Origin of the sequence: Microvirga arabica (assembly GCF_016811235.1) — a bacterium.
In the GTDB taxonomy this organism is placed as follows: domain Bacteria; phylum Pseudomonadota; class Alphaproteobacteria; order Rhizobiales; family Beijerinckiaceae; genus Microvirga; species Microvirga arabica.
On record NZ_JAFBID010000007.1, the window covers coordinates 32,111 to 52,005 of the forward strand.

Annotated in this window: 13 protein-coding genes; 7 read left to right on the forward strand and 6 right to left on the reverse strand. The window is 62.3% G+C overall.

Going from position 1 to position 19,895, the window contains the following annotated elements; genetic code table 11:
• The first annotated feature begins 225 nt into the window (after positions 1-225).
• From treZ to glgX, 3 genes are all read left to right on the forward strand, one after another.
• Positions 226-2,046, forward strand: a complete 1,821-nt coding sequence (treZ, locus tag JQC81_RS05515; RefSeq protein WP_203270818.1) for a malto-oligosyltrehalose trehalohydrolase — start codon at positions 226-228, stop codon at positions 2,044-2,046.
• Entirely contained in the window at positions 2,043-6,893 is a 4,851-nt protein-coding gene (locus JQC81_RS05520; RefSeq protein WP_203270819.1) for a malto-oligosyltrehalose synthase, read from the forward strand. Before treZ ends, JQC81_RS05520 begins: the two co-directional genes overlap by 4 nt.
• A 125-nt stretch (positions 6,894-7,018) precedes the next feature.
• Positions 7,019-9,226: a glycogen debranching protein GlgX gene (gene glgX, locus JQC81_RS05525; protein WP_210347074.1), complete on the forward strand. Its 2,208-nt coding sequence runs from the start codon at positions 7,019-7,021 to the stop codon at positions 9,224-9,226.
• Between the two features lie 22 nt (positions 9,227-9,248).
• Here glgX and glgA read toward each other — a convergent pair whose 3' ends face one another.
• From glgA to JQC81_RS05545, 4 genes are all read right to left on the reverse strand, one after another.
• Complete coding sequence (glgA, locus tag JQC81_RS05530) at positions 9,249-10,697, reverse strand: glycogen synthase GlgA (protein WP_203270820.1); 1,449 nt, start codon at positions 10,695-10,697, stop codon at positions 9,249-9,251.
• Positions 10,694-11,977, reverse strand: a complete 1,284-nt coding sequence (glgC, locus tag JQC81_RS05535) for a glucose-1-phosphate adenylyltransferase (protein WP_203270821.1) — start codon at positions 11,975-11,977, stop codon at positions 10,694-10,696. The genes glgA and glgC overlap by 4 nt, the downstream gene beginning before the upstream one ends.
• A 143-nt stretch (positions 11,978-12,120) precedes the next feature.
• Positions 12,121-12,435, reverse strand: coding sequence for a DUF2934 domain-containing protein (locus tag JQC81_RS05540; RefSeq protein ID WP_203270822.1), 315 nt, complete (start codon positions 12,433-12,435; stop codon positions 12,121-12,123).
• 206 nt (positions 12,436-12,641) lie between these two features.
• Complete coding sequence (locus tag JQC81_RS05545) at positions 12,642-13,247, reverse strand: DedA family protein (RefSeq protein ID WP_203270823.1); 606 nt, start codon at positions 13,245-13,247, stop codon at positions 12,642-12,644.
• Between the two features lie 159 nt (positions 13,248-13,406).
• Here JQC81_RS05545 and JQC81_RS05550 point away from each other — a divergent pair, with 159 nt between their 5' ends.
• On the forward strand, positions 13,407-14,906 hold the full coding sequence (locus JQC81_RS05550; RefSeq protein ID WP_312887479.1) for a phospholipase D-like domain-containing protein: 1,500 nt from the start codon (positions 13,407-13,409) through the stop codon (positions 14,904-14,906).
• A 3-nt stretch (positions 14,907-14,909) separates the two neighbouring features.
• Here the strand turns inward: JQC81_RS05550 and JQC81_RS05555 are convergent, their stop codons facing one another.
• Complete coding sequence (locus tag JQC81_RS05555) at positions 14,910-15,854, reverse strand: putative bifunctional lysylphosphatidylglycerol flippase/synthetase (protein ID WP_203270824.1); 945 nt, start codon at positions 15,852-15,854, stop codon at positions 14,910-14,912.
• Between the two features lie 105 nt (positions 15,855-15,959).
• On the reverse strand, positions 15,960-16,733 hold the full coding sequence (locus tag JQC81_RS05560; RefSeq protein ID WP_203270825.1) for an endonuclease/exonuclease/phosphatase family protein: 774 nt from the start codon (positions 16,731-16,733) through the stop codon (positions 15,960-15,962).
• Positions 16,734-17,148: 415 nt separating this feature from the next.
• On the opposite strand from JQC81_RS05560, the gene serA reads away from it, so the two are divergent.
• From serA to JQC81_RS05575, 3 genes are all read left to right on the forward strand, one after another.
• Positions 17,149-18,396: a phosphoglycerate dehydrogenase gene (gene serA, locus JQC81_RS05565; RefSeq protein WP_203270826.1), complete on the forward strand. Its 1,248-nt coding sequence runs from the start codon at positions 17,149-17,151 to the stop codon at positions 18,394-18,396.
• A gap of 403 nt (positions 18,397-18,799) precedes the next feature.
• Positions 18,800-19,105: a hypothetical protein gene (locus JQC81_RS05570; RefSeq protein ID WP_203270827.1), complete on the forward strand. Its 306-nt coding sequence runs from the start codon at positions 18,800-18,802 to the stop codon at positions 19,103-19,105.
• A gap of 195 nt (positions 19,106-19,300) precedes the next feature.
• Positions 19,301-19,894: a hypothetical protein gene (locus JQC81_RS05575; RefSeq protein WP_203270828.1), complete on the forward strand. Its 594-nt coding sequence runs from the start codon at positions 19,301-19,303 to the stop codon at positions 19,892-19,894.
• Position 19,895: the final 1 nt, after the last annotated feature.

The window sequence follows — 19,895 nt, forward strand, 5'->3', positions numbered from 1 at the left end:
ACTCCCCGCGCCATAGGCAGTCGGGCTTTCAACTCGCGACCCCTCGATATGGTTCCGCAAAATTTTTGGAAAATTCCTGATTAGCCCTTTCAGCCAGCTTGGCTGGTGTATCGTTGCTCAGTTGACGACCTGCAGACGTCAGCTTGGCTGTTTTTTTCTGCTGCTCCGGAACATTGCCCTGAACTGCTCGTTCGCAAGTGCTTCCCATGCTTCTCCGGAGTTCCGATGCGGCGCGTTCACTCCATGCCATTTGGGGCTGAGATAACTCCCGATGGTATTCGCTTTGCCCTATGGGCTCCCACGGCCAAGGACGTGCGGCTCGTTCTCGATACGGCCGAGCTTACGATGACGGCAGATGACGGAGGTTGGTATCGCCTCGTCTCGCAGGACGCCCGTGCGGGCAGCCGCTACGGCTACAAAATCGACGGCAGCCTCGTGGTGCCCGACCCGGCCTCCAGATTTCAGCCTGATGATGTCCACGGCCTGAGCCTCGTTGTCGATCCCGCAACATATCAGTGGTCCGACACAGCTTGGACCGGACGCGCTTGGGAAGAAACTGTCCTCTACGAGGTCCATGTGGGAACCGCGACCCCGGAGGGCACCTACGCTGGCCTGATGGCCAAGTTGGAAGAGTTGCGCGATCTCGGCATCACGGCCGTCGAGCTCATGCCCATCGGCGAGTTCCCGGGGCGGCGCAACTGGGGTTATGACGGCGTCTTGCCCTACGCGCCGGATGCAGCCTATGGCAGCCCCGACGACCTGAAGCGCCTCGTAGAGCACGCGCACGCGCTCGACATCATGGTCTTCCTCGATGTGGTCTACAATCACTTCGGCCCGTCCGGCAATTATCTCCACGCCTATGCGAAGACCTTCTTCACGGAGCGCCACCCGACACCCTGGGGAGCAGGCATCAACGTGGACGGGGAAGGCAGCCGCAACGTGCGTGACTTCTTCTTCCACAACGCGCTCTACTGGCTGGAGGAGTTTCATATCGACGGCCTTCGGTTCGATGCCGTGCATGCCATCGTGGATGACAGCAAGCCGCACTTCATCGAAGAGCTGGCCAACCAAATCCGCGAAGCCATTCCTGATCGCCACGTTCACCTTGTGCTCGAAAACGAAGCCAATCAGGCGCGCTGGCTCGGCCGCGAAGCGGATGGACGACCGAAGCTCCACACGGCGCAGTGGGCCGATGACATTCACAACTCCTGGCATGCCCTGCTGACCGGCGAGAATGAAGGCTATTACGAGGACTATGCCGACCGACCGCTCAAGCACCTCGGACGGGCGCTGGCGGAAGGTTTCGCCTATCAGGGTGATCCGTCTCCGCATAAGGACGGCGTCGTGCGCGGCGAGCCCTCGGGGCATCTGACTCCAACGGCCTTCGTGTCCTTCCTTCAGAACCACGATCAGGTGGGAAATCGCGCCTTTGGCGAACGCCTCTCGCAGCTGATCTCGCCCGGCCGCTTGGCCCTTGCGCAGGGCGTATTCCTTCTGTCGCCGCACATCCCACTGATCTTCATGGGCGAGGAGTGGGCTGCCTCGACGCCGTTCCAGTTCTTCGTCGATTTCGAGAGCGAGCCGGATCTGGCCAAGGCCGTGCGCGAAGGACGGCGTGGCGAGTTCAAACGCTTCAAGGCCTTTACGGATCCGGAGATGTCGCAGCGCATTCCCGACCCGACGGACCGCGCCACGTTCGAGCGATCCAGAATCGATTGGTCGGAGGTTGCGCAATCACCGCATCAAGAGGTTCTCGCGCAGACCCGTCACCTGCTCGACCTGCGCCAGACGGAAATCGTGCCTCTCCTGAAGAGCCAGTACCGCGGCTCGAATTATGCGATCTCACCCGAAAGGTCCCTCGACGTGACCTGGACTTTCACGGCCGGCACGCTTCGCCTGCTGGCCAATTTTGGCGAGAGGGTCGTGAACAAGACGATGCATGAAAGCACTCGTGTGCTCTGGTCAAGCAGCGGCGCCGGGCCTGCAACCGGGAGCCTTCAGCTCCCACCGTGGTCGGCATTCATCATGAAGGAGACGTCCGCATGAGCCGGCTGGACGCTCTGCTGGAGCGGATGGCCGCGCTCGTCGGCATTTCCTCGGATTACAGCGATGCCTTCGGAAAAAGAGTCGAGACGGGTTCCGGCACCCGCAAAGCCCTGCTCGCCGCCCTTGGGCTCGACGTCTCGTCCGAGAAAGGCGCACAGGAGAGCCTTGGGCGACTGGAGCACCTGAAGGCAGGCCCGGTGCCTGCGGTCATGACCGTGGAAGCCGGGGCACCCGCGAGGATCAAACTGCGCAGCGCTGCCGTTGCATCGACCTGGTCCCTTATCGAGGAAGGCGGAACCACTCACGAAGGCCGGCTCACCAAGACCAGCCGCACTCTCGATCTCCCCTCCCTTCCCATGGGCTACCACCGGCTCCGGCTGGGCGACCGGGACGCGACGATCATTGCCGCTCCTGACAAGTGCTGGGAGCCTGACGCTCTGAAGGGCAACACGCGATTATGGGGACTGACGGCGCAGGTCTATTCTCTGCGCTCGGAACGCGACCTCGGGATCGGCGATTACGCGGACGTGGCTCTCACCGCAGAAGGTGTCGGCCGGTTCGGAGGCGCGTTCCTTGGCCTCAGTCCGGTTCATGCCCTTTTTGCGGCGGATCGCTCCAAGATATCTCCCTATTCGCCATCCTCACGGCTCTTCCTCGAGTCACTCTATATCGACCCCACTCTTGTCGAGGGATATGCCGAGAGCGGCGCACCGCAGCTGATCGGGGGTTCGGACGTGCAGCAACGTCTTGCCAAGCTGCGCGGCGCGTCACTCATCGATTATGCCGAAGTCTGGGCCATCAAGCGCCCGGTCCTCGACACCCTCTGGTCCTGGTTCCAAACCTCCGGCAACAAGGCCGCTTTCGAGACCTTCCGCAAAGAGGGCGGCGAGGCCCTGGAGGCGCATGCGACCTTCGAAGCTCTTTCCGAGCATTTCCGAGCGCAAGGGCGCTTCTGGATCGGCGAGTGGCCCCAAGCCTTCCGGTCAGTCCGTTCGGACGAGGTCAAGCGCTTCCGCTCGCAGGAGGCGGGGAGCGTCGCCTTCCACGCTTGGCTGCAATGGCTCGCCGACCGGCAGTTGGGGCAGGCTGCCGAGCGGGCCCGCGCCGCCGGACTTCCCATCGGGCTTTATCGCGATCTTGCCGTCGGATCGGATGGCGGCGGATCGGAGATCTGGTCGACGCCGGAGCGTTATGCACCGGGGCTCTCCATCGGTGCGCCGCCGGATCCGCTCGGCCCGCAGGGGCAGGATTGGGGCCTTCCGCCGTTCAACCCGCTCACCCTGGAGGAGCAGAGTCTTGCCGCTTTCCGCGATCTCGTCTCGGCCAACATGCGCCATGCGGGTGCGATCCGCATCGACCACGCCTTTCAGCTTCAGCGCCTCTTCCTGATCCCATCCGGTGCCCCAGCCTCGCAGGGGGCCTATGTGGATTATCCGTTCGAGGCCATGCTGGCGGTGCTGCGTGTCGAGAGCCACCGCGCGCGCTGTCTGGTGATTGCGGAAGACCTCGGCACGGCCCCGGAAGGCTTTTCCGATGCGATCATGGAGTCGGGCGTTCTCAGTTACCGGGTGCTGCCCTTTGAGCGCGAAGGATCGGCTTTCAAAAAGCCGGACCAATATCCACGTTCCGCCCTTGCCGTCATCACCACCCATGATCTTCCGACCCTCACCGGTTGGTGGCGCGGCCTCGACGTCGATCTGCGCCAGACCCTCGGCGTCTTCGACCCTCAGACCTCCGATCGGGAACGCGCCGCGCGCAAGGCGGACAAAATCCACTTCGCCCAGGCGCTCGCAGAAGAAGGTCTCCTACCCTCATCGCAGGCACCGGAAGAACCGCCTCTGGAGGCGACCATCCGTTACCTCGCCCGCACTGCGTCCGTACTCACGGCGGTGCAGATCGAGGATGCGTCCGGCGAGTTGAACCAGCCCAACCTGCCAGGCATGGATGTGGGCCATCCCAACTGGCGCCGCAGGCTGTCGAACACTATCGAGGACATTGTCGCTCCGGGCAGCCTGCTGGCGAAGCTCGCTGTTGCCCTTATTGAGGAGGGCCGGGACGTGCGTGCCCGCAGGAGCAGCCTCACCGCGCCGCCGCCGCGCGCCACCTACCGCCTGCAGTTTCACAAGGACTTCACGTTCGACGATGCCGTGAAGATCGTGCCCTACCTGGCAAAACTCGGCATCAGCCATGTCTATTCCTCACCCATCCAGGCAGCCGCGCCCGGATCCACCCACGGTTATGACATCGTCGACCATTCGGTGATCAATCCGGAACTCGGCGGAGAGGACGGGTTTCGCCGTTTCTCGGAGGCTCTGAAGGAGCACGGCCTCAAGCTTGTGCTCGACATCGTGCCGAACCACATGGGTGTCGGTGGCCAGTCCAACGGCTGGTGGCTCTCCGTGCTGGAATGGGGGCGCCTCTCTCCCGTGGTCGATGCCTTCGACATCGACTGGGAGCGCCCTGGCGCTGACGGAAAGCTCATCATCCCATCCCTGGGCGGCCTCTATGGCGAGGTCCTCGAAAGAGGCGAGCTGCAGCTGAAGTTCGATCCAGAGGATGGCTCCTTCAGCGTATGGCACTGGGAGCATCGCTTCCCGGTTTGTCCGACAACTTATCCCGAAATCCTGGATCGCGCTCTGGTGTCCCTGAGCAACCCGGGGAAGGCCGGGAAACTGCGAAATCTCACTGAACGCCTGCGCGCCATGAGGGAGCAAGCCTCCAGCGGGGGTTCTTCTGCTCTTCCAGAGGAGGCGGAGGGGCTCAAGCACGATCTTGCACAGACGGTTGCCACCTCTGCAGACATGCGGAAAGCTATCGAAAGGGCCGTCGCGGCTATCAACGGCAACGTGGATGATCCGGGGAGCTTCGAGGCCCTTCATCGCCTCCTGGAGGCGCAGGCGTACCGCCTCGCCTTCTGGCGGGTGGCATCGAGCGATATCAACTACCGCCGGTTCTTCGACATCAACACCCTGGCGGGCATCCGCGTCGAGATCCCGCAGATCTTTGAGAAGACACATGAGCTGATCCTTCGCCTCGTGAACGAGGGTCTCGTTCACGGCCTCAGGATCGATCATATCGATGGCCTGGCCGATCCGGAGGGCTATGCCCGCGCCCTTCAGGAGAAGGTTGGCCCCGGCTTCTATGTGGTGGTCGAGAAGATCCTCGAACCCGGCGAGGAGCTGCGCCCCTGGGCCGTCGCTGGAACCTCGGGATACGACACGCTCAATGTGATCGACGGCGTGCTGGTGGACGGACGATCAGGCGATGCCTTCGAGCAGATCTACCGCGCAGCATCAGGTCTCCAGGGCTCCTATGAGGAGCTCCTTAAGGAGGCCAAGGTCGAGATCACGGAGAAGAATTTCGCCAGCGAACTCGGGGTCCTGGTCTCCGACATCAAGGCCAGCGCCGATGCCAGTCGCCGCACACGCGACTACACGGCGTTCGCCCTGCGCCAAGCCTTGGTGGAGATAGTCGCTGCGTTTCCCGTCTACCGCAGCTATCTGGAGGATGGCGAACCTGCAGACGAGGATGTGCGCCTGATTGAGGAGACGATCGAGGCCGCCAAGGCCTCCAGCGCGCTTCCCGATCGGACCGTGCATGACTTCATCGCCTCTGTCCTGCTCGGCCGAACCCAGTCCGGCAATCCTGACGACGTGCGCCGCTTCCGTCGCCGGTTTCAGCAGCTGACGGGGCCTGTCATGGCGAAGAGCCTGGAGGACACCCTCTTTTACCGATATGGCCGCCTAATAGCCCTGAACGAGGTCGGCGGCGATCCAGGTCACTTCGGCCTGCCGCCGGATGCCTTCCATCGGCTGAATGCGGATCGCGCCCGGATCTGGCCCCATGCCATGATCGCCACCGCCACGCACGACACCAAGCGCGGCGAGGATGCACGCGCCCGGCTTCTTGCCCTCTCCGAGATGCCTGACGAGTGGTCGAAGGCGCTCGATCTCTGGAGGGAATTGGCCTCCCCTCACCTGTCAGAGATCGACGGCGCTCCTGCACCGGATGCCAACGATCAGGTTATCCTGCTCCAGGCCCTCCTCGGCGCATGGCCCCTGGAACTGCTGGAGAAGACTGATCGGAACAACCTGGCTTCGTTCAAGGAGCGGATGGAGGGCTATCTCACGAAAGCGCTTCGTGAAGCCAAGCGGCACACAAGCTGGGTTGCTCCGAATGAAGCCTATGAGGAGGCTGCCCTAGGTCTCCTTCGAGCTGCGCTCGATCCGAAGGGCTCTTTCCTGGAACGCTTCGGCGGTCTGCTCCGGCGCCTGTCGACGTTGGGCATGCTGAACGGTTTGACCCGCACAGTTCTCAAGCTGACGCTGCCAGGCGTGCCTGACATCTACCAGGGTACAGAGTTCTGGGATTTTTCTCTGGTCGATCCGGACAATCGGCGTCCGGTGGATTATGCGGTCCGCGCGAAGGCCTTGGAGAAGCGTGAATCGCTCTCCTCTCTCATGAGGACGTGGACCGAAGGGAAGATCAAGCAGCGGATTATCTCCATCCTGTTGCGAGACCGGCTTCAATCACCCGCGCTCTATGCCGAAGGCGGCTATCAGATGCTGGAGGCTGAAGGCGACCATGCAGACCATCTTCTGACCTATGTCAGGCGGCTTGGCACCGATGCTCTTGTGGTCGTCGTTCCGCGTCTGTGGGCAGGGTTGGTGAAGAGCAATGATCTGCTGGTCGGTGCCGCACTCTGGGGCAATACAAGCATCAAGTTGGCACAGGGCCGTTGGCTGAATGTGATAACAGGGGATGAACTCCTCATCAATCGAGATCAAACGAAAGCGTCCGACCTGATGAAGGAAGTTCCCTTCGCGATTCTCAGGCTGAGGCCTTAAGCCGGATGCGAGTTGCTGGAGGAGATGATGGGCCGAACTTATAGTTCAGCTTGGCGGGGACTTCCTGCAGGCTTGCGCGTTGACGAACACAGACATTTCGCCTCGCTTGGCTTCCGAGATTTCCAATGAATGACAAAGTCGATACCCGTGAGCAGTCGCCGCCTCAGATCGTCGCCCCGAATGTTCGACGCACCTCCCGCGTCCGGGAGGGACTCCCCTACCCCCTTGGAGCCACGTGGGATGGGCTGGGCGTCAATTTCGCGATCTTCTCAGCGAATGCCACGAAGGTTGAGCTTTGCCTGTTCGACGAAGACGGCGAGCGGGAAATCGAACGGATCGAGCTCCCGGAATATACCGACGAGGTCTGGCATGGTTACCTGCCGGATGCGCGGCCCGGCACGACCTACGGATACCGTGTCCATGGCCCCTATGAGCCCACGGCCGGCCACCGCTTCAACCCCAACAAGCTCCTGCTCGATCCTTATGCCAAGCAGCTCATCGGCGACCTGAAGTGGAACCCGGCCCTGTTCGGATACACCCTCGGCTCACCCGATGCCGACCTCTCCTTCGACAAGCGCGACAGCGCACCGTATATGCAGAAATGCCGGGTCGTCGAGTCGGCTTTCACCTGGGCGCGGGCGCGCAGGCCGCAGATCCCTTGGGAACGGACGATCATCTACGAGACACACCTGCGCGGCTTCACCATGCAGCACCCTGCGGTGCCACGGGAGTTTCGCGGCACGTTCTCGGGGCTCATGCAGCACGAGGTCATCGAGTACATCAAGAATCTCGGCGTCACTGCCGTCGAACTGCTGCCGATCCATGCTTTCGTGGATGACAGCTATCTGGTCGAGAAGAAGCTCAAGAACTACTGGGGCTACAACTCGATCGGCTTCTTCGCGCCGCAGCCGCGCTACCTCGCAACGCCCTTCATCAACGAGGTGAAGGAGATGGTGAGCCATCTCCACGACGCCGGGATCGAGGTGATCCTGGATGTGGTCTACAACCACACGGCCGAAGGCAACGAGCTGGGGCCGACCCTGTCCTTCCGAGGTATCGACAATGCCTCCTATTACCGGCTCGCGCCCGATCCCCGCTACTATATCAACGACACAGGCACCGGAAACACCGTGAACCTCAGCCACTCGCGTGTGCTCCAGATGGTCACGGACTCCCTGCGCTACTGGGCGCAGGAGGTTCAGATCGACGGCTTCCGCTTCGACCTTGCGACCATCCTGGGTCGTGAACCGCATGGCTTCGAGGAGGACGGCCGCTTCCTCGATGCGTGTCGCCAAGATCCCGCCCTCAGCCAAGTGAAGTTGATCGCCGAGCCATGGGATTGCGGACCAGGCGGCTATCAGGTCGGGCGCTTCTCGCCCGGCTGGGCCGAATGGAACGACCGCTACCGTGATACTGTGCGTGCCTACTGGAAGGGAGAAGAGGGAAAGCTTCCGGAGCTTGCGGCTCGCCTCACGGCATCGGCGGATATCTTCAACAAGCGCGGGCGGCGCCCGTGGGCTTCAGTCAATTTCGTCACTGCCCATGACGGCTTCACGCTGAACGATCTCGTCTCCTACAACGAGAAGCACAACGAGGCCAACGGAGAGGACAACAAGGACGGCCACGACCATAACCTCTCGTTCAACTATGGCGTCGAAGGCCCGACGGACGAACCAGAGATACGCTCGCTGCGCCTGCGCCAGATCCGCAACATGCTGGCCACTCTGCTCTTCTCGCAGGGAACACCGATGCTGCTGGCCGGCGACGAGTTCGCGCGGACCCAGCAGGGCAACAACAACGCCTATTGTCAGGACAACGAGGTGTCCTGGATCGATTGGGAGGGAATTGACGATGACGGCGTCGAACTTCTTGAATTTACACGCAAGCTGATCCAGCTGCGTCAGAACCTGCCGATCCTGCGGCGCATGCGCTTTCTCTCCGGCATCTATAATGAGGAACTCGACGTTAAGGACGTGACGTGGCTCACTCCCGCAGGCGATGAGATGATGCCTGAGAACTGGGAGGATCCCAACGCCCGCTGCATCAGCATTCTGCTGGATGGCCGCGCTCAACCGACCGGCATCCGCAGGCGCGGCACGGACGTGACTCTCCTCATGATCATGAACGCTCATAATGACGTGGTGAAGTGCACCCTGCCGGAGGTGGTCGGCGGAGAGGCCTGGATGTGTCACATCGACACCAACCAGCCGGATCTGGACACGCCGGCGGAATTCGGTTTCGGCAAAGTCTACACGGTCACGGGCCATTCCCTGCTGCTGTTCCAGCTGAAGCCAGCCAAGCAGCCGAAGCCCGAAAAAAGGAAGAGCGCCTGATACGGCGCTCCTCCTATCGATCTCACATCGACAGGCAAGCCCGGTAGAGGTCGGCATACTGCTTTGCAGGGCGACGCCAACTCACATCCGTGCGCATGCCGTTGCCTTGCAGGCGCCGCCATGCCTGTCTGTCGCGCCAGAGGTTTTTCGCCCGATCGACGGCGTTCGTTAGCGGCGAGAGCGCAACAGGTCCGAATTGGAAACCTGTGGCGACGCCGGCAGCGATGGCCATCTCATTGGCGTCGATCACCGTATCGGCCAATCCGCCCACCCGCGACACGATCGGCACGCTCCCGTATCGCATGGCGCACAACTGCGTCAGGCCGCAGGGCTCGAACCGTGACGGCACGAGCAGAGCGTCGCTGCCGCCCTGGATCAGGTGAGCGAGCTCTTCGTCATAGCCAAAGAAGCATCCAACCTGGCCAGGATGGACGATGCTGGCGGTACGGAAGCTGTCCTCGAGGGTCTGATCTCCAGACCCTAGCAGCGCCAGTTGTGCACCACCGGCGAGAAGTCCCGACAAGCCGGCGAGCACGAGATCGAGGCCTTTCTGCTCGGACAGGCGACTGACGATGCCGAAGAGCATCGCGTCAGGATCCTGGCTCAAGCCCAATCGCTTCTGCAGTGCCCCCTTGTTGATCATCCGGGTATCGAGATCATTGTGATCGTATGTCTGCGCGAGATTCGTATCCGCACCGGGATCCCAGATCTTGTCATCGATGCCATTGAGAATACCGGACATGGCGGTCGAGCGTACCCGCAGCAACCCATCGAGACCCATTCCGCCCTCTGGTGTCTGAATTTCTCTGACATAGGTCGGCGAAACGGTTGTGATCCGATCCGCGTGTTGCAAGCCGGCTTTCAGGAATCCGATCTGCCCATAATATTCGACGCCATCGATGGTGAAGGTGCTGGCCGGCAATCCCAGTTCGAGCAACAGGTATGGAGGGAAAACGCCTTGAAAGGCGATGTTGTGGATCGTCATGACCGTTGCAGGACGCGCTCTTTCCGCGAGCCTCAGGTAAATCGGCACGAGGCCAGCCTGCCAGTCATGTGCATGAACGACATCAGGCACGAAGCCCGGGGCCAGTCCCTGTCCGATATCGGCCGCTGCCCGGGCAAGTGCCGCGAAGCGCCGCGCATTGTCAGCCCAGTCACGGCCATCAGGCGCGAGATAGGGGGAGCCTGGCCTGTCGAAGAGATGCGGGGCATCAATGACGAAAAGGTCCAGCTCGCCTGCCTTTCCCGACAGCAGGTTTGCCGATCCGCCGAAGCAGCTCGGATACTGATGAATGGCCTCCATGCCTTCGATAGCCCTCATCACGGCCGGATATCCCGGAACGAGCGTAATGACTCTCACGTCCTCTGCCGCAAGGGCGGACGGAAGGGCCCCGGCAACGTCGGCCAGCCCACCTGTTTTGATGATGGGAAAGATCTCCGACGTGACGGAGAGAACGTTCACTGGCCTCATCCGGCCAATCTCTCGATCATTGGCTTCGTGATGAGGCTGATGCCTTTCTCGGTGCGGCGGAACCGGCGGGCGTCGAGCTCGGGATCCTCGCCGACCACGAGTCCGTCAGGGATGTGCACGCCGCGATCGACCACGACATTCTTGAGCCGCGCACCCTTGCCGACATCCACATAAGGAAGAATGACGGCTCCCTCGACCGAGGCGTGAGAATGGAGGTGCACGCCGGTGAAGACGAGCGACTGGCGCAGGGCCGCTCCCGATACGATGCAGCCACTGGATACGAGCGAGTTGATGGCATGGCCGCGGCGCCCGTCCTCATCATGAACGAACTTCGCCGGCGGCCATGTTTCCGTGAAGGTGGAGATCGGCCAGTCGTGATCATAGAGGTCGAGGGAGGGAACAATCGCCGTCAGATCGATATTCGCTTCCCAGTAGGCATCCACGGTCCCGACATCCCGCCAGTAGGCCTCGGCATCTCGCCCACCAGCCTCCGCTCCGGAGCGGACGCATGATCGCGTGAATCGATGCGCCACGGCTTTGCCGTGCTGAACCAGATAGGGGATGATGTCCTTTCCGAAATCCCGGTTCGAGCCGGGTGTCTCCGCATCGCGTCTCAGCTGATCGAACAGGAAGCGGGTGTTGAAGACGTAGATGCCCATACTCGCCAGGGCCTTGTCCGGGTTGTCCGGCATGCCCGGAGGGTCGGCGGGCTTTTCAAGGAAGGAGATGATGCGATCCGTCTCATCGACGGCCATCACCCCGAAGCCGGTCGCCTCCATCCGCGGCACCTCAAGGCAGCCGACGGTCACGTCGGCTGCCATGTCGACGTGCTGCCGCAGCATGAGTTCGTAGTCCATCTTGTAGATGTGATCCCCGGCCAGGATGATGATGTACTCCGGGTCGATGCTTGCGATGATGTCGATGTTCTGAAACACCGCATCGGCCGTGCCTTCGTACCACATGGTTTCCGAGACACGCTGGCTGGCCGGCAGGATGTCGAAGCTTTCGTTCCGCTCGGCCCGAAAGTAGTTCCAGCCCCGCTGCAGATGGCGGATCAGGCTGTGGGCCTTGTACTGCGTCGCCACGCCGATGCGCCTGATGCCGGAGTTTAGGGCGTTCGAGAGTGCAAAATCGATGATCCGGGTATTGCCGCCGAAATAGACCGCAGGTTTGGCGCGAATGTCGGTTAGCTCCATCAAGCGGCTGCCGCGTCCTCCGGCAAGAACATACGCCATGGCGTGACGGGCGAGAGGCGCGTAGGGATCGCTGGAATTCGGCAAGACCGTGTCCTCACATCAAAGGCAGCCACCTCTCAAGATTCGAAGCACTGGAATGGCTGCAGGTTCTTGCGGCATTCCAGACTGCACCGGAGTTCCCGCCAGTAAGCTCTCGACCGAAGCCGACGGCTTGTGCGCCGGCGCGCTCAGGTCACCCGCGTCGACCGCTTGCGCTTCGGTGCAGCCGGAGCATCGCCGCTCTCTTTCGCGGGAGCCGCGGCAGGAGTGCGCTTCTTGCGAACCTTAGGAGGAGGAGCCTCGTCGGCCGTCATGCTGGTCATGCCCAAGGGAGCGGGATCCGTGAGGGAAGGCGGTTGCGTGCCCGAGCCCTCGCTGCTTTGCCCGACAATCTCCCGCTCGGCCTGGTACCAGTACTCGTCCGCCCGATCAGGGAGAGCCCCGTGCCGCATCCAGAGCTCGTAAGCCCGCTCGCGGATTCTGTTCTCAAGTTCCTTGTCCATGATCGCCTTTCAATCCTGATGCCATGCCCCAGCCTGATGAAGCGCGAAAGAAGGGCAGCCGGACCATCCCGCCGCGATTGGCGCGCTCACCATGCGAACTGTGTAAATTATTAGGCGCTTCTTCGGATTGGCAACGGCAAAGGCCTGAATCTGCTGCAAATGGCTGCTCAGAGATCAGGCCGGCTCCGCTGAGATTTCAGGCACGCTCACGAGGCCTCGGGCGCCTTGAAGCTGATGACCCTGTACACATACCAGACGGCCAGCGCCGCAATGACGACGTTGGAGATGGGATTGAGCCATTCCGAGACCTTTTCGTACTGGCTCTCGAGGAGATACCCTGCGCCTGCAAGGAGAACAGTCCAGAGAGCCGTTCCGAGGAAACTCCACAGCAGGAAGGTGGAAATCGGGATGCAGTTCACGCCGGCGGGAACAGAGATCAGGGAGCGGATCGCCGGGACCAGACGCCCGAGGAAAAGGGCCAGCGCCTGATGGCGGGAGAAAAAGGCTCGGGCCTGATCCACCTCGTCGGGATGCATGGTCAGCCAGCGGCCGTGCCTCGCAGCAAAGCGCTTCAGGCGCTTCGCTCCGATCCAGCGGCCGATCAGAAACCAGAAATAGGCACCGGCGAGCGACCCGATTGTCCCGGCGAGAACGACCCCGGTGAAGCTGAGCGTGCCCTTGGCGGCGGAAAAGCCCGCCAGGGGCATGATGACCTCCGAAGGAATCGGCGGGAAAACGTTCTCCAGCAGCATGAGCAGGGCAATGCCGAGATATCCGGCCTTGTCGATGAGGCTGACGATCCAGTCGAACACGCTGTTCCACCTGTTGTGAATTGATCCGGAAATTCCACGACGTGGCTCGATTTGCAAGCCCGATCGCCTGGGCAACGATTTCGGAGCGCTCTGTTTCCAACCGGAACCTTGGCCTCGGTTCCTGAGTTGGCAGAGGACTGCGTTTAGGATCTTAGTCGCGTGCAACTTCTGGAAGAAACGACGAGCCGGCATGAACTTCAGTTTGCCCAGGCGGCCGCGCGACTGCCTGGTGGCTCGATCCTGCGCCCTGAACAGAATTGCTGGCGCGTCGCACAGGCCGATCGTGCATCGGTTCTGATCGATGGAGCCGCCTATTTCGCCTGCCTCGAAGCGGCTCTGCGCCGTGCCCAACGCTCCATTCTCATCATCGGCTGGGATTTCGACGGCAGCATCCGTCTGCGTCCAGACGTGAGTGCCGAGGAGTCCCCGCCGCTTGGCCCCCTGCTGCGTTCCCTGGTGGAGGCCAAGCCGAACCTTGAGGTCAGGATCCTCGTGTGGAGCATTGCCGTCGTGCATGCCCCCGGCGCTCCCGGCCCTCTGATCTTCGGCGCTGACTGGCAGGACCACCCACGCCTCCAGCTCAAGCTCGATACCCATCACCCGCTTTATGCGGCCCACCACCAGAAGATCGTCTGCATAGACGATGCGTTGGCATTCGTCGGCGGCATGGACCTCACGGTTGAGCGCTGGGACACCCAGCGCCACGCCTGCGACGACCCTCTCCGGCTGAAGGATGATGGGAGCATTTACGAGCCGGTCCACGATCTGCAGATGGCTGTGGACGGCGAAGCCGCACGATCCATTGCCGAGGTGGGCTATGGCCGCTGGAAATTTGCGACAGGCGAGGAGCTGAGCCCAGTTTTGCCGGATGGGGCCGATCCGTGGCCGGAGGATCTTTCCGTCAGTTTCGTCAACGTGCCCGTCGCCATCGCCCGCACCTATCCGGCCTGGGGAGACCAGCCTGCCGCGCAGGAGGCGGCGGCCCTGACCCTGGACGCGCTCTCCGCCGCGAGGAAGAACATCTATATCGAAGCGCAATATATGACGGCTCCCTCGATCGGCGACGTCCTCGAGCGTCAGCTGGCCGATCCCAGCGGGCCCGAGATCGTCGTGGTTCAAACGCACGAATCCCACGGCTGGGCGGAAGAACTGGTCATGGGCACGAACCGGGATAGGCTAATACGGCGTCTGCGCAAATGCGATCACTACAACCGCCTGCGCGTTTATTACCCGGTCATCCCGAATGGAGCGGGCGGAGAATGCCAGGTGCTCATCCATTCCAAGCTCATCATCGTCGATGACGTGTTCCTGCGCATCGGCTCCTCGAACCTGAACAACCGCTCCATGGGCCTCGACAGCGAGTGCGACCTCGCCATTGAGGCAGCCACCGAGGAAGAGCGTCGGACCATCGTCCATCTGAGAGACCAACTCATCGCAGAGCATCTCGAGACGCAGCCGGAGACCTTCGCAGAGGCTCTCGCGGGAGCAGGCGGGTCCGTTATCCAGGCCATCGACCAGCTCAATACCGGAAAGCGCGGCCTGCGCGCCTTCGGGGCCATGGCCGATGAAGGGCCAGATGCACCGGCACCGGGGACCAGCCTTTTGGATCCGCCGGAGCCTTTCGAGCCGCTCGCCCTGTTTCGCCGCCGCAAGGCCTGACGGCTAGGCCTTCACGGCACCGGGCGTGTGCCGGTCAAACGCAGATCCTCGACCACGCAAAACCAACTCGGTCACAGCGAACAGAATGCCCCCGAGGCCGAGCGGCGCGAGGAAGTAGACGAACCGGAACACCAGAAGCGGCCCGATCAGGTTATCGTGGGGCAGAAGGTACATGACGACGCTCTCGATCACGCCAAGACCTCCAGGCACATGGCTCACCAGCGCCGTCGCATTGGCGATCACATAGACCGATGCCACGCCCAGATACGCAACGTCTGCCACGGCCGCGAGGGTCTGGTGAAGGCAGGCGGCTACGAAGGCGAAGTTGATGCACCCGATCAGGACCTGTCCGATGGCAAGCCGGAAGCTCGGGATCTCTAGCGACCAGTGCCGGATCCGCAGCGGCCGGTGCACGAAAACTGACAGGATCAGGTAGAGCGCCGGCCCTGCAAGGCAGCCCATCCCTAAGGAGATGATGATCGGCCGGGTCAGCCCGGTGATGTCCACGGCCAGTTCGGAGCGCAGGAGCAGGGCCGCTCCACCCAGGGTCAGCAGGCCAAGACCAACGGTGACCCCGCAGAAGACGATCACTTTCGCCACCTCGGCCGCGCTGAGCCCCCAGCGGCTGTAGAACCGATAGCGCACCGCGCCGCTGCTCAGGGCAGCCAACCCGATGTTGTGACCGAGGGAAAGGGCTGTAAAAGAGGCGAGCGCCGCCTTCGGATAGGGCAGCGGCCGGCCGACATAGTGGAGAGCCAGGTAGTCGAAGAAGGTCAGGCACAGGTAGCTTGCTGCGGCAAATCCTGCCGCCCCCAGGAGCCTTGCCGTGGGAACGGCCGTGACGGCGGCGATCAGCTCGTCTAGGCTGTAGCGGCTGAGCGTGCGGTACAGCAGAAAAGCCGCTAGGCCGACGGCAGCCGCAGCGATCAGGTACTTCCAGTTACGCATTCCCTCTCCTCATTGGCATTGTGCCGCAGCAGCTAATAGCCACGCTCTGTAAGGCTCAACGCAAATGCAGGGGCTACGATCCCTTAGACGCCTCTGTAGTTCCCATCACCCATGGGCGTGGCCCATGCTGGCTTGGTGCGCCTTGGCGCGAACGATATGGAACTCGACCAGAAGCGGGAGGTGATCCGAGGCGACACGGGCCAAGGGCGTCCTGACCGCTTCCACCCGCTGCACGGCAATCCCGCGGCTGACGAAAACATGGTCGATGCGCAGCATCGGCAGGCGTGACGGGAAGGTCGCCCTGGGCTTGGAAGGCCTCGCCAACGCCTGGGCATCCCAGAGATGCGACGCGAGGCGCTGATAGGCGCGCGAACGCGGCGTGGCATTGAGGTCCCCCAGCAGGATCGCAGGCTCCCGGCAGGACGGGTGGCCGAGCCAATGCGGTCCGAGCAGGGCATTCACCTGGGCGAGCCTCTCATGGCGGCGCAGGCCCAGATGGGTGTTGATGATCTGCACATCCACGCCTCCGATGTTGACTGAGGCCCAGAGCGCGCCTCTCGGCTCAAGCCCCGGCTTCCCGGCCAGGCCGGGAAGGGGCTCCGCCTTGATGAGCTTTGTAGGCCTGTGGGTGAGGATCGCGTTGCCGTACTGCTCCTCCAGCACCCGCATGCTGGCATGGAAATGCACATGCATTCCCAGCGCCTGGGCGATCGCATGAGCTTGATCCACGCCTCCCGTTCTGACCCGGCCCACATCGAGTTCCTGCAGGGCCACGACGTCAGGCTCGTAGGCTGCGACCACGTCGGCGATACGCGCAGGAGACAGACGCCCGTCCGTGCCAAGGCAGCGGTGTACGTTGTAGGTCAGGATTCGCGGCACTTCGCCCCCTGTTGACAGCCTCCGGAGGGAGCGCCCTGCTCACCGGCTGGTTTCTCTGCAGATGGAACCAGAACTCCTGATCCGGGGGCCTGGATCCATTCAAGCTCGGCTTTTGATCGATGAGCTGTGGGAACGGCAGGGATGAGACCAGAAAAGGAACGGGGACCGGGCGTACATCCGGCCCGGCCCCCGCCTCCTCGACCGGCTGCAGCCGCAACCGGATTCAGCCATCATAGACCAGACCCGCGAGGCCAGGTCGGAGCATAGGAGGTATGAGGCCTCACCCTGTCGGGGACCGGATGCTCGAAAGGGGCTACAGGCCCCAGCCGTGGAAGAGACGGAATGGAAGAAAAAAGGATTCCCGCCCCTGCTCCGGCGCGCTATGGCATGCCTGTGGAAGGCAGTTGGAGCTGATATGTCCGAGACGTTCTCTCTTCAGAAAGACAAGATCCGCGTTCTCTTGCTCGAGGGGGTGAACCAGAGTGCCGTCGATCTGATCGAAGGGGCGGGCTACACCAACCTGACCCACCTGAAGACCGCGCTCGACGAGGACGCGCTGATCGAAGCCCTGCAGGGGATCCACCTCCTGGGCATCCGCTCCCGCACCCAGCTGACGGGTCGCGTTCTGGAAGCCGCCAATCGCCTGATCGCCGTCGGCTGCTTCAGCGTCGGCACGAACCAAGTCGATCTGGAAGCCGCCCGGCATGCCGGCATTCCCGTTTTCAATGCCCCGTTCTCCAACACCCGGAGCGTGGCCGAGTTGGTGATCGGCGAGATCGTCATGCTCCTGCGCCGCACCTTCCCCAAATCGACCGCCGCCCATGCGGGCCAGTGGGATAAGTCCGCGACGGACAGCCACGAGGTACGCGGCAAGACGCTCGGCATCGTCGGCTACGGCAATATCGGCTCGCAGCTCTCCTATCTGGCCGAGGCCATGGGCATGCGGGTCATCTTCTTCGATCAGACCGACAAGCTCCGCCACGGCAACACGGAGCCTGCCGACAGCCTGCACGCCCTGCTGGGCCAGAGCGATATCGTCAGCCTGCATGTGCCGGAGACGCCGGCTACCCACGGCATGATCGGCAAGGCCGAGATCGCCGCCATGAAGAAGGGCGCCTATCTCATCAACAACAGCCGCGGCACGGTGGTCGATCTCGACGCCTTGGCTGAGGGGCTGAGGAGCGGGCATCTGCGGGGCGCGGCCGTCGATGTGTTCCCCATAGAGCCAGCATCGAACAAGGAGCGCTTCGTCACGCCGCTGCAGGGCCTCGACAACGTGATCCTGACACCGCACATCGGCGGATCGACCGAGGAAGCCCAGGAGCGCATCGGCGCCGAGGTTGCCAAGAAGCTGACCGATTACTCCGACGTGGGCACGACGGTTGGGGCCGTCAACTTTCCCCAGGTCCAACTGCCGTCCAGGCCCACGGGCACGCGCTACATCCACGTCCACAGGAACGTGCCCGGCATGCTCGGGCGCCTGAACAATGCCTTCTCCCAGCGCGGCCTCAACATCACGGCCCAGCACCTGCAGACCGATGGCGAGATCGGTTACGTGGTGATCGAGGTGGAGGGCCGGCCCGAGCAGAGCCGCGAGACTTTGCAGGAGATCCGTGCTCTGGAGGGAGCCATTCGCGCTCGCCTTCTCTACGCCCGTGGATGATCGGCGGATACGGGACGCCTGATGTGACGGGCGACCTTCATGGAGCATTCGCGCGCAAGGCATGATACTGTTGACGACGCCATCTTCTTCGCGAAGGCGATGGCGCGCTCGTTCGAGCGAAAGCAGGAATGGGATTGCCGGTGCTCATGTGAAGTTACGTCGTTTCATGCATCAGGCAGCGACCGGGCTCGCCCGCATATTCGGGTTTCCTCGTATCGCTGCGGATCAGGCGGAACCTGTGCTCGGAGGAGCTTTGCCCTCGAACGCAGAATTCAAAGAGACTGGAGATGATCGGCTCTCAGGCTCATCTCACGGAATGCACCAAGCCCTCAATTCTCCACCACCCGATGATCGAGAGGAAGCCTCCTCGTCCATTCATGCCCAACTGGAACGCTTCAGCCATATGAACACGTCCGTCGACACCCTGGCCGAGCAGATGCTGACTCTCGTAGAGATCGTGTCTGCTCAGGAAAGGGACATCAAAGCGCTCAAGGAGCAGTGTCGCGTGCTGGAGGAGCATGACCAGGCGATTGCGGTGGCGTTCTCGACCTTCTTTCACGTTCTCTCCGCCGGGCGCGTCGCGAAGCTGGGGGAGATCGCCACCATCCTGAACCACATCATCAAGGTCGCCGAGCAGGAAGGACGACCGGCTGCATCCATTAAGTTCCTGAGGGATCTCGCCGGCATGCTCCCCGAGGATCAGCGCTGATCCCGATCCCAAACTGTTTGCACGGGATTTCATGCCTGATCTGCAGGAAGAGATGCTGATCTTAAGTATCCGTTAACCCTGCTGTTTCACATTTCGTGAACTGCCGCAATGGAGCCGACGAGTATCGGTCTGAACACTGAGGCCACTGCCCTGCTGGTCCGTATTTCCGGCAGGCCAAGGCGAAGGAAACTGGCGATGGCAACGGACAGGGCAGGAGCAACCATCGAATCGGCCATCGCAAGCCATGTCGCCAGCGTGTTCGAGCGCGGCAGACAGGGGACCACCGTCGCCCAAATCCGCCGCCGCATCACGGACGAGTTCGAACCGGCGGAGTTGCAGACCGGGCAGGACAATCACCCTCCGGCCCTCGTCGCTCTTCACCGCCGGATCGTCGCAGCCTTCGCGCCGATGGCCCGAGCTTACGATACTCCTGATCGGTCTTCGGATATCGCAGAGCTCAGAGGACGCCTTGAGCGGCAGCGCAGTTCCCAGCAGGAAAGTGCGCAGAAGAATCTGCTCGCCTATGCCAGAAGTCAGCTCCTCATGGAACGGCAGCAGCTTGTCATGAAGAATGAGCTCACGGAAGGATTCGGGCGCATCGAGGCGTGGATCCTGTCGATTGCGTTCCTAGGCATTGTCCTCCTGAACGTGGTCAGCATCCTCTGGGCACTGCCTCTCCTGGCGCTCAGTATCGGCAGAGCCTGGTATCTCGAACAGCAATGCAAGCGCCGCCTCGGCAAGATTGCGGAGATCGACCGCCTCATCGAGCGGATCGAGCATGCTCCCTGAA

Excerpts from the sequence above, each read along its gene's own strand:
- JQC81_RS05575 (WP_203270828.1), top strand. The coding sequence starts at position 19,301 with ATGGCAACGGACAGGGCAGGAGCAACCATCGAATCGGCCATCGCAAGC.
- glgA (WP_203270820.1), bottom strand. The coding sequence starts at position 10,697 with ATGAGGCCAGTGAACGTTCTCTCCGTCACGTCGGAGATCTTTCCCATC.
- treZ (WP_203270818.1), top strand. The coding sequence starts at position 226 with ATGCGGCGCGTTCACTCCATGCCATTTGGGGCTGAGATAACTCCCGAT.
- JQC81_RS05540 (WP_203270822.1), bottom strand. The coding sequence starts at position 12,435 with ATGGACAAGGAACTTGAGAACAGAATCCGCGAGCGGGCTTACGAGCTC.
- JQC81_RS05570 (WP_203270827.1), top strand. The coding sequence starts at position 18,800 with ATGAACACGTCCGTCGACACCCTGGCCGAGCAGATGCTGACTCTCGTA.
- JQC81_RS05555 (WP_203270824.1), bottom strand. The coding sequence starts at position 15,854 with ATGCGTAACTGGAAGTACCTGATCGCTGCGGCTGCCGTCGGCCTAGCG.
- JQC81_RS05520 (WP_203270819.1), top strand. The coding sequence starts at position 2,043 with ATGAGCCGGCTGGACGCTCTGCTGGAGCGGATGGCCGCGCTCGTCGGC.
- serA (WP_203270826.1), top strand. The coding sequence starts at position 17,149 with ATGTCCGAGACGTTCTCTCTTCAGAAAGACAAGATCCGCGTTCTCTTG.
- glgX (WP_210347074.1), top strand. The coding sequence starts at position 7,019 with ATGAATGACAAAGTCGATACCCGTGAGCAGTCGCCGCCTCAGATCGTC.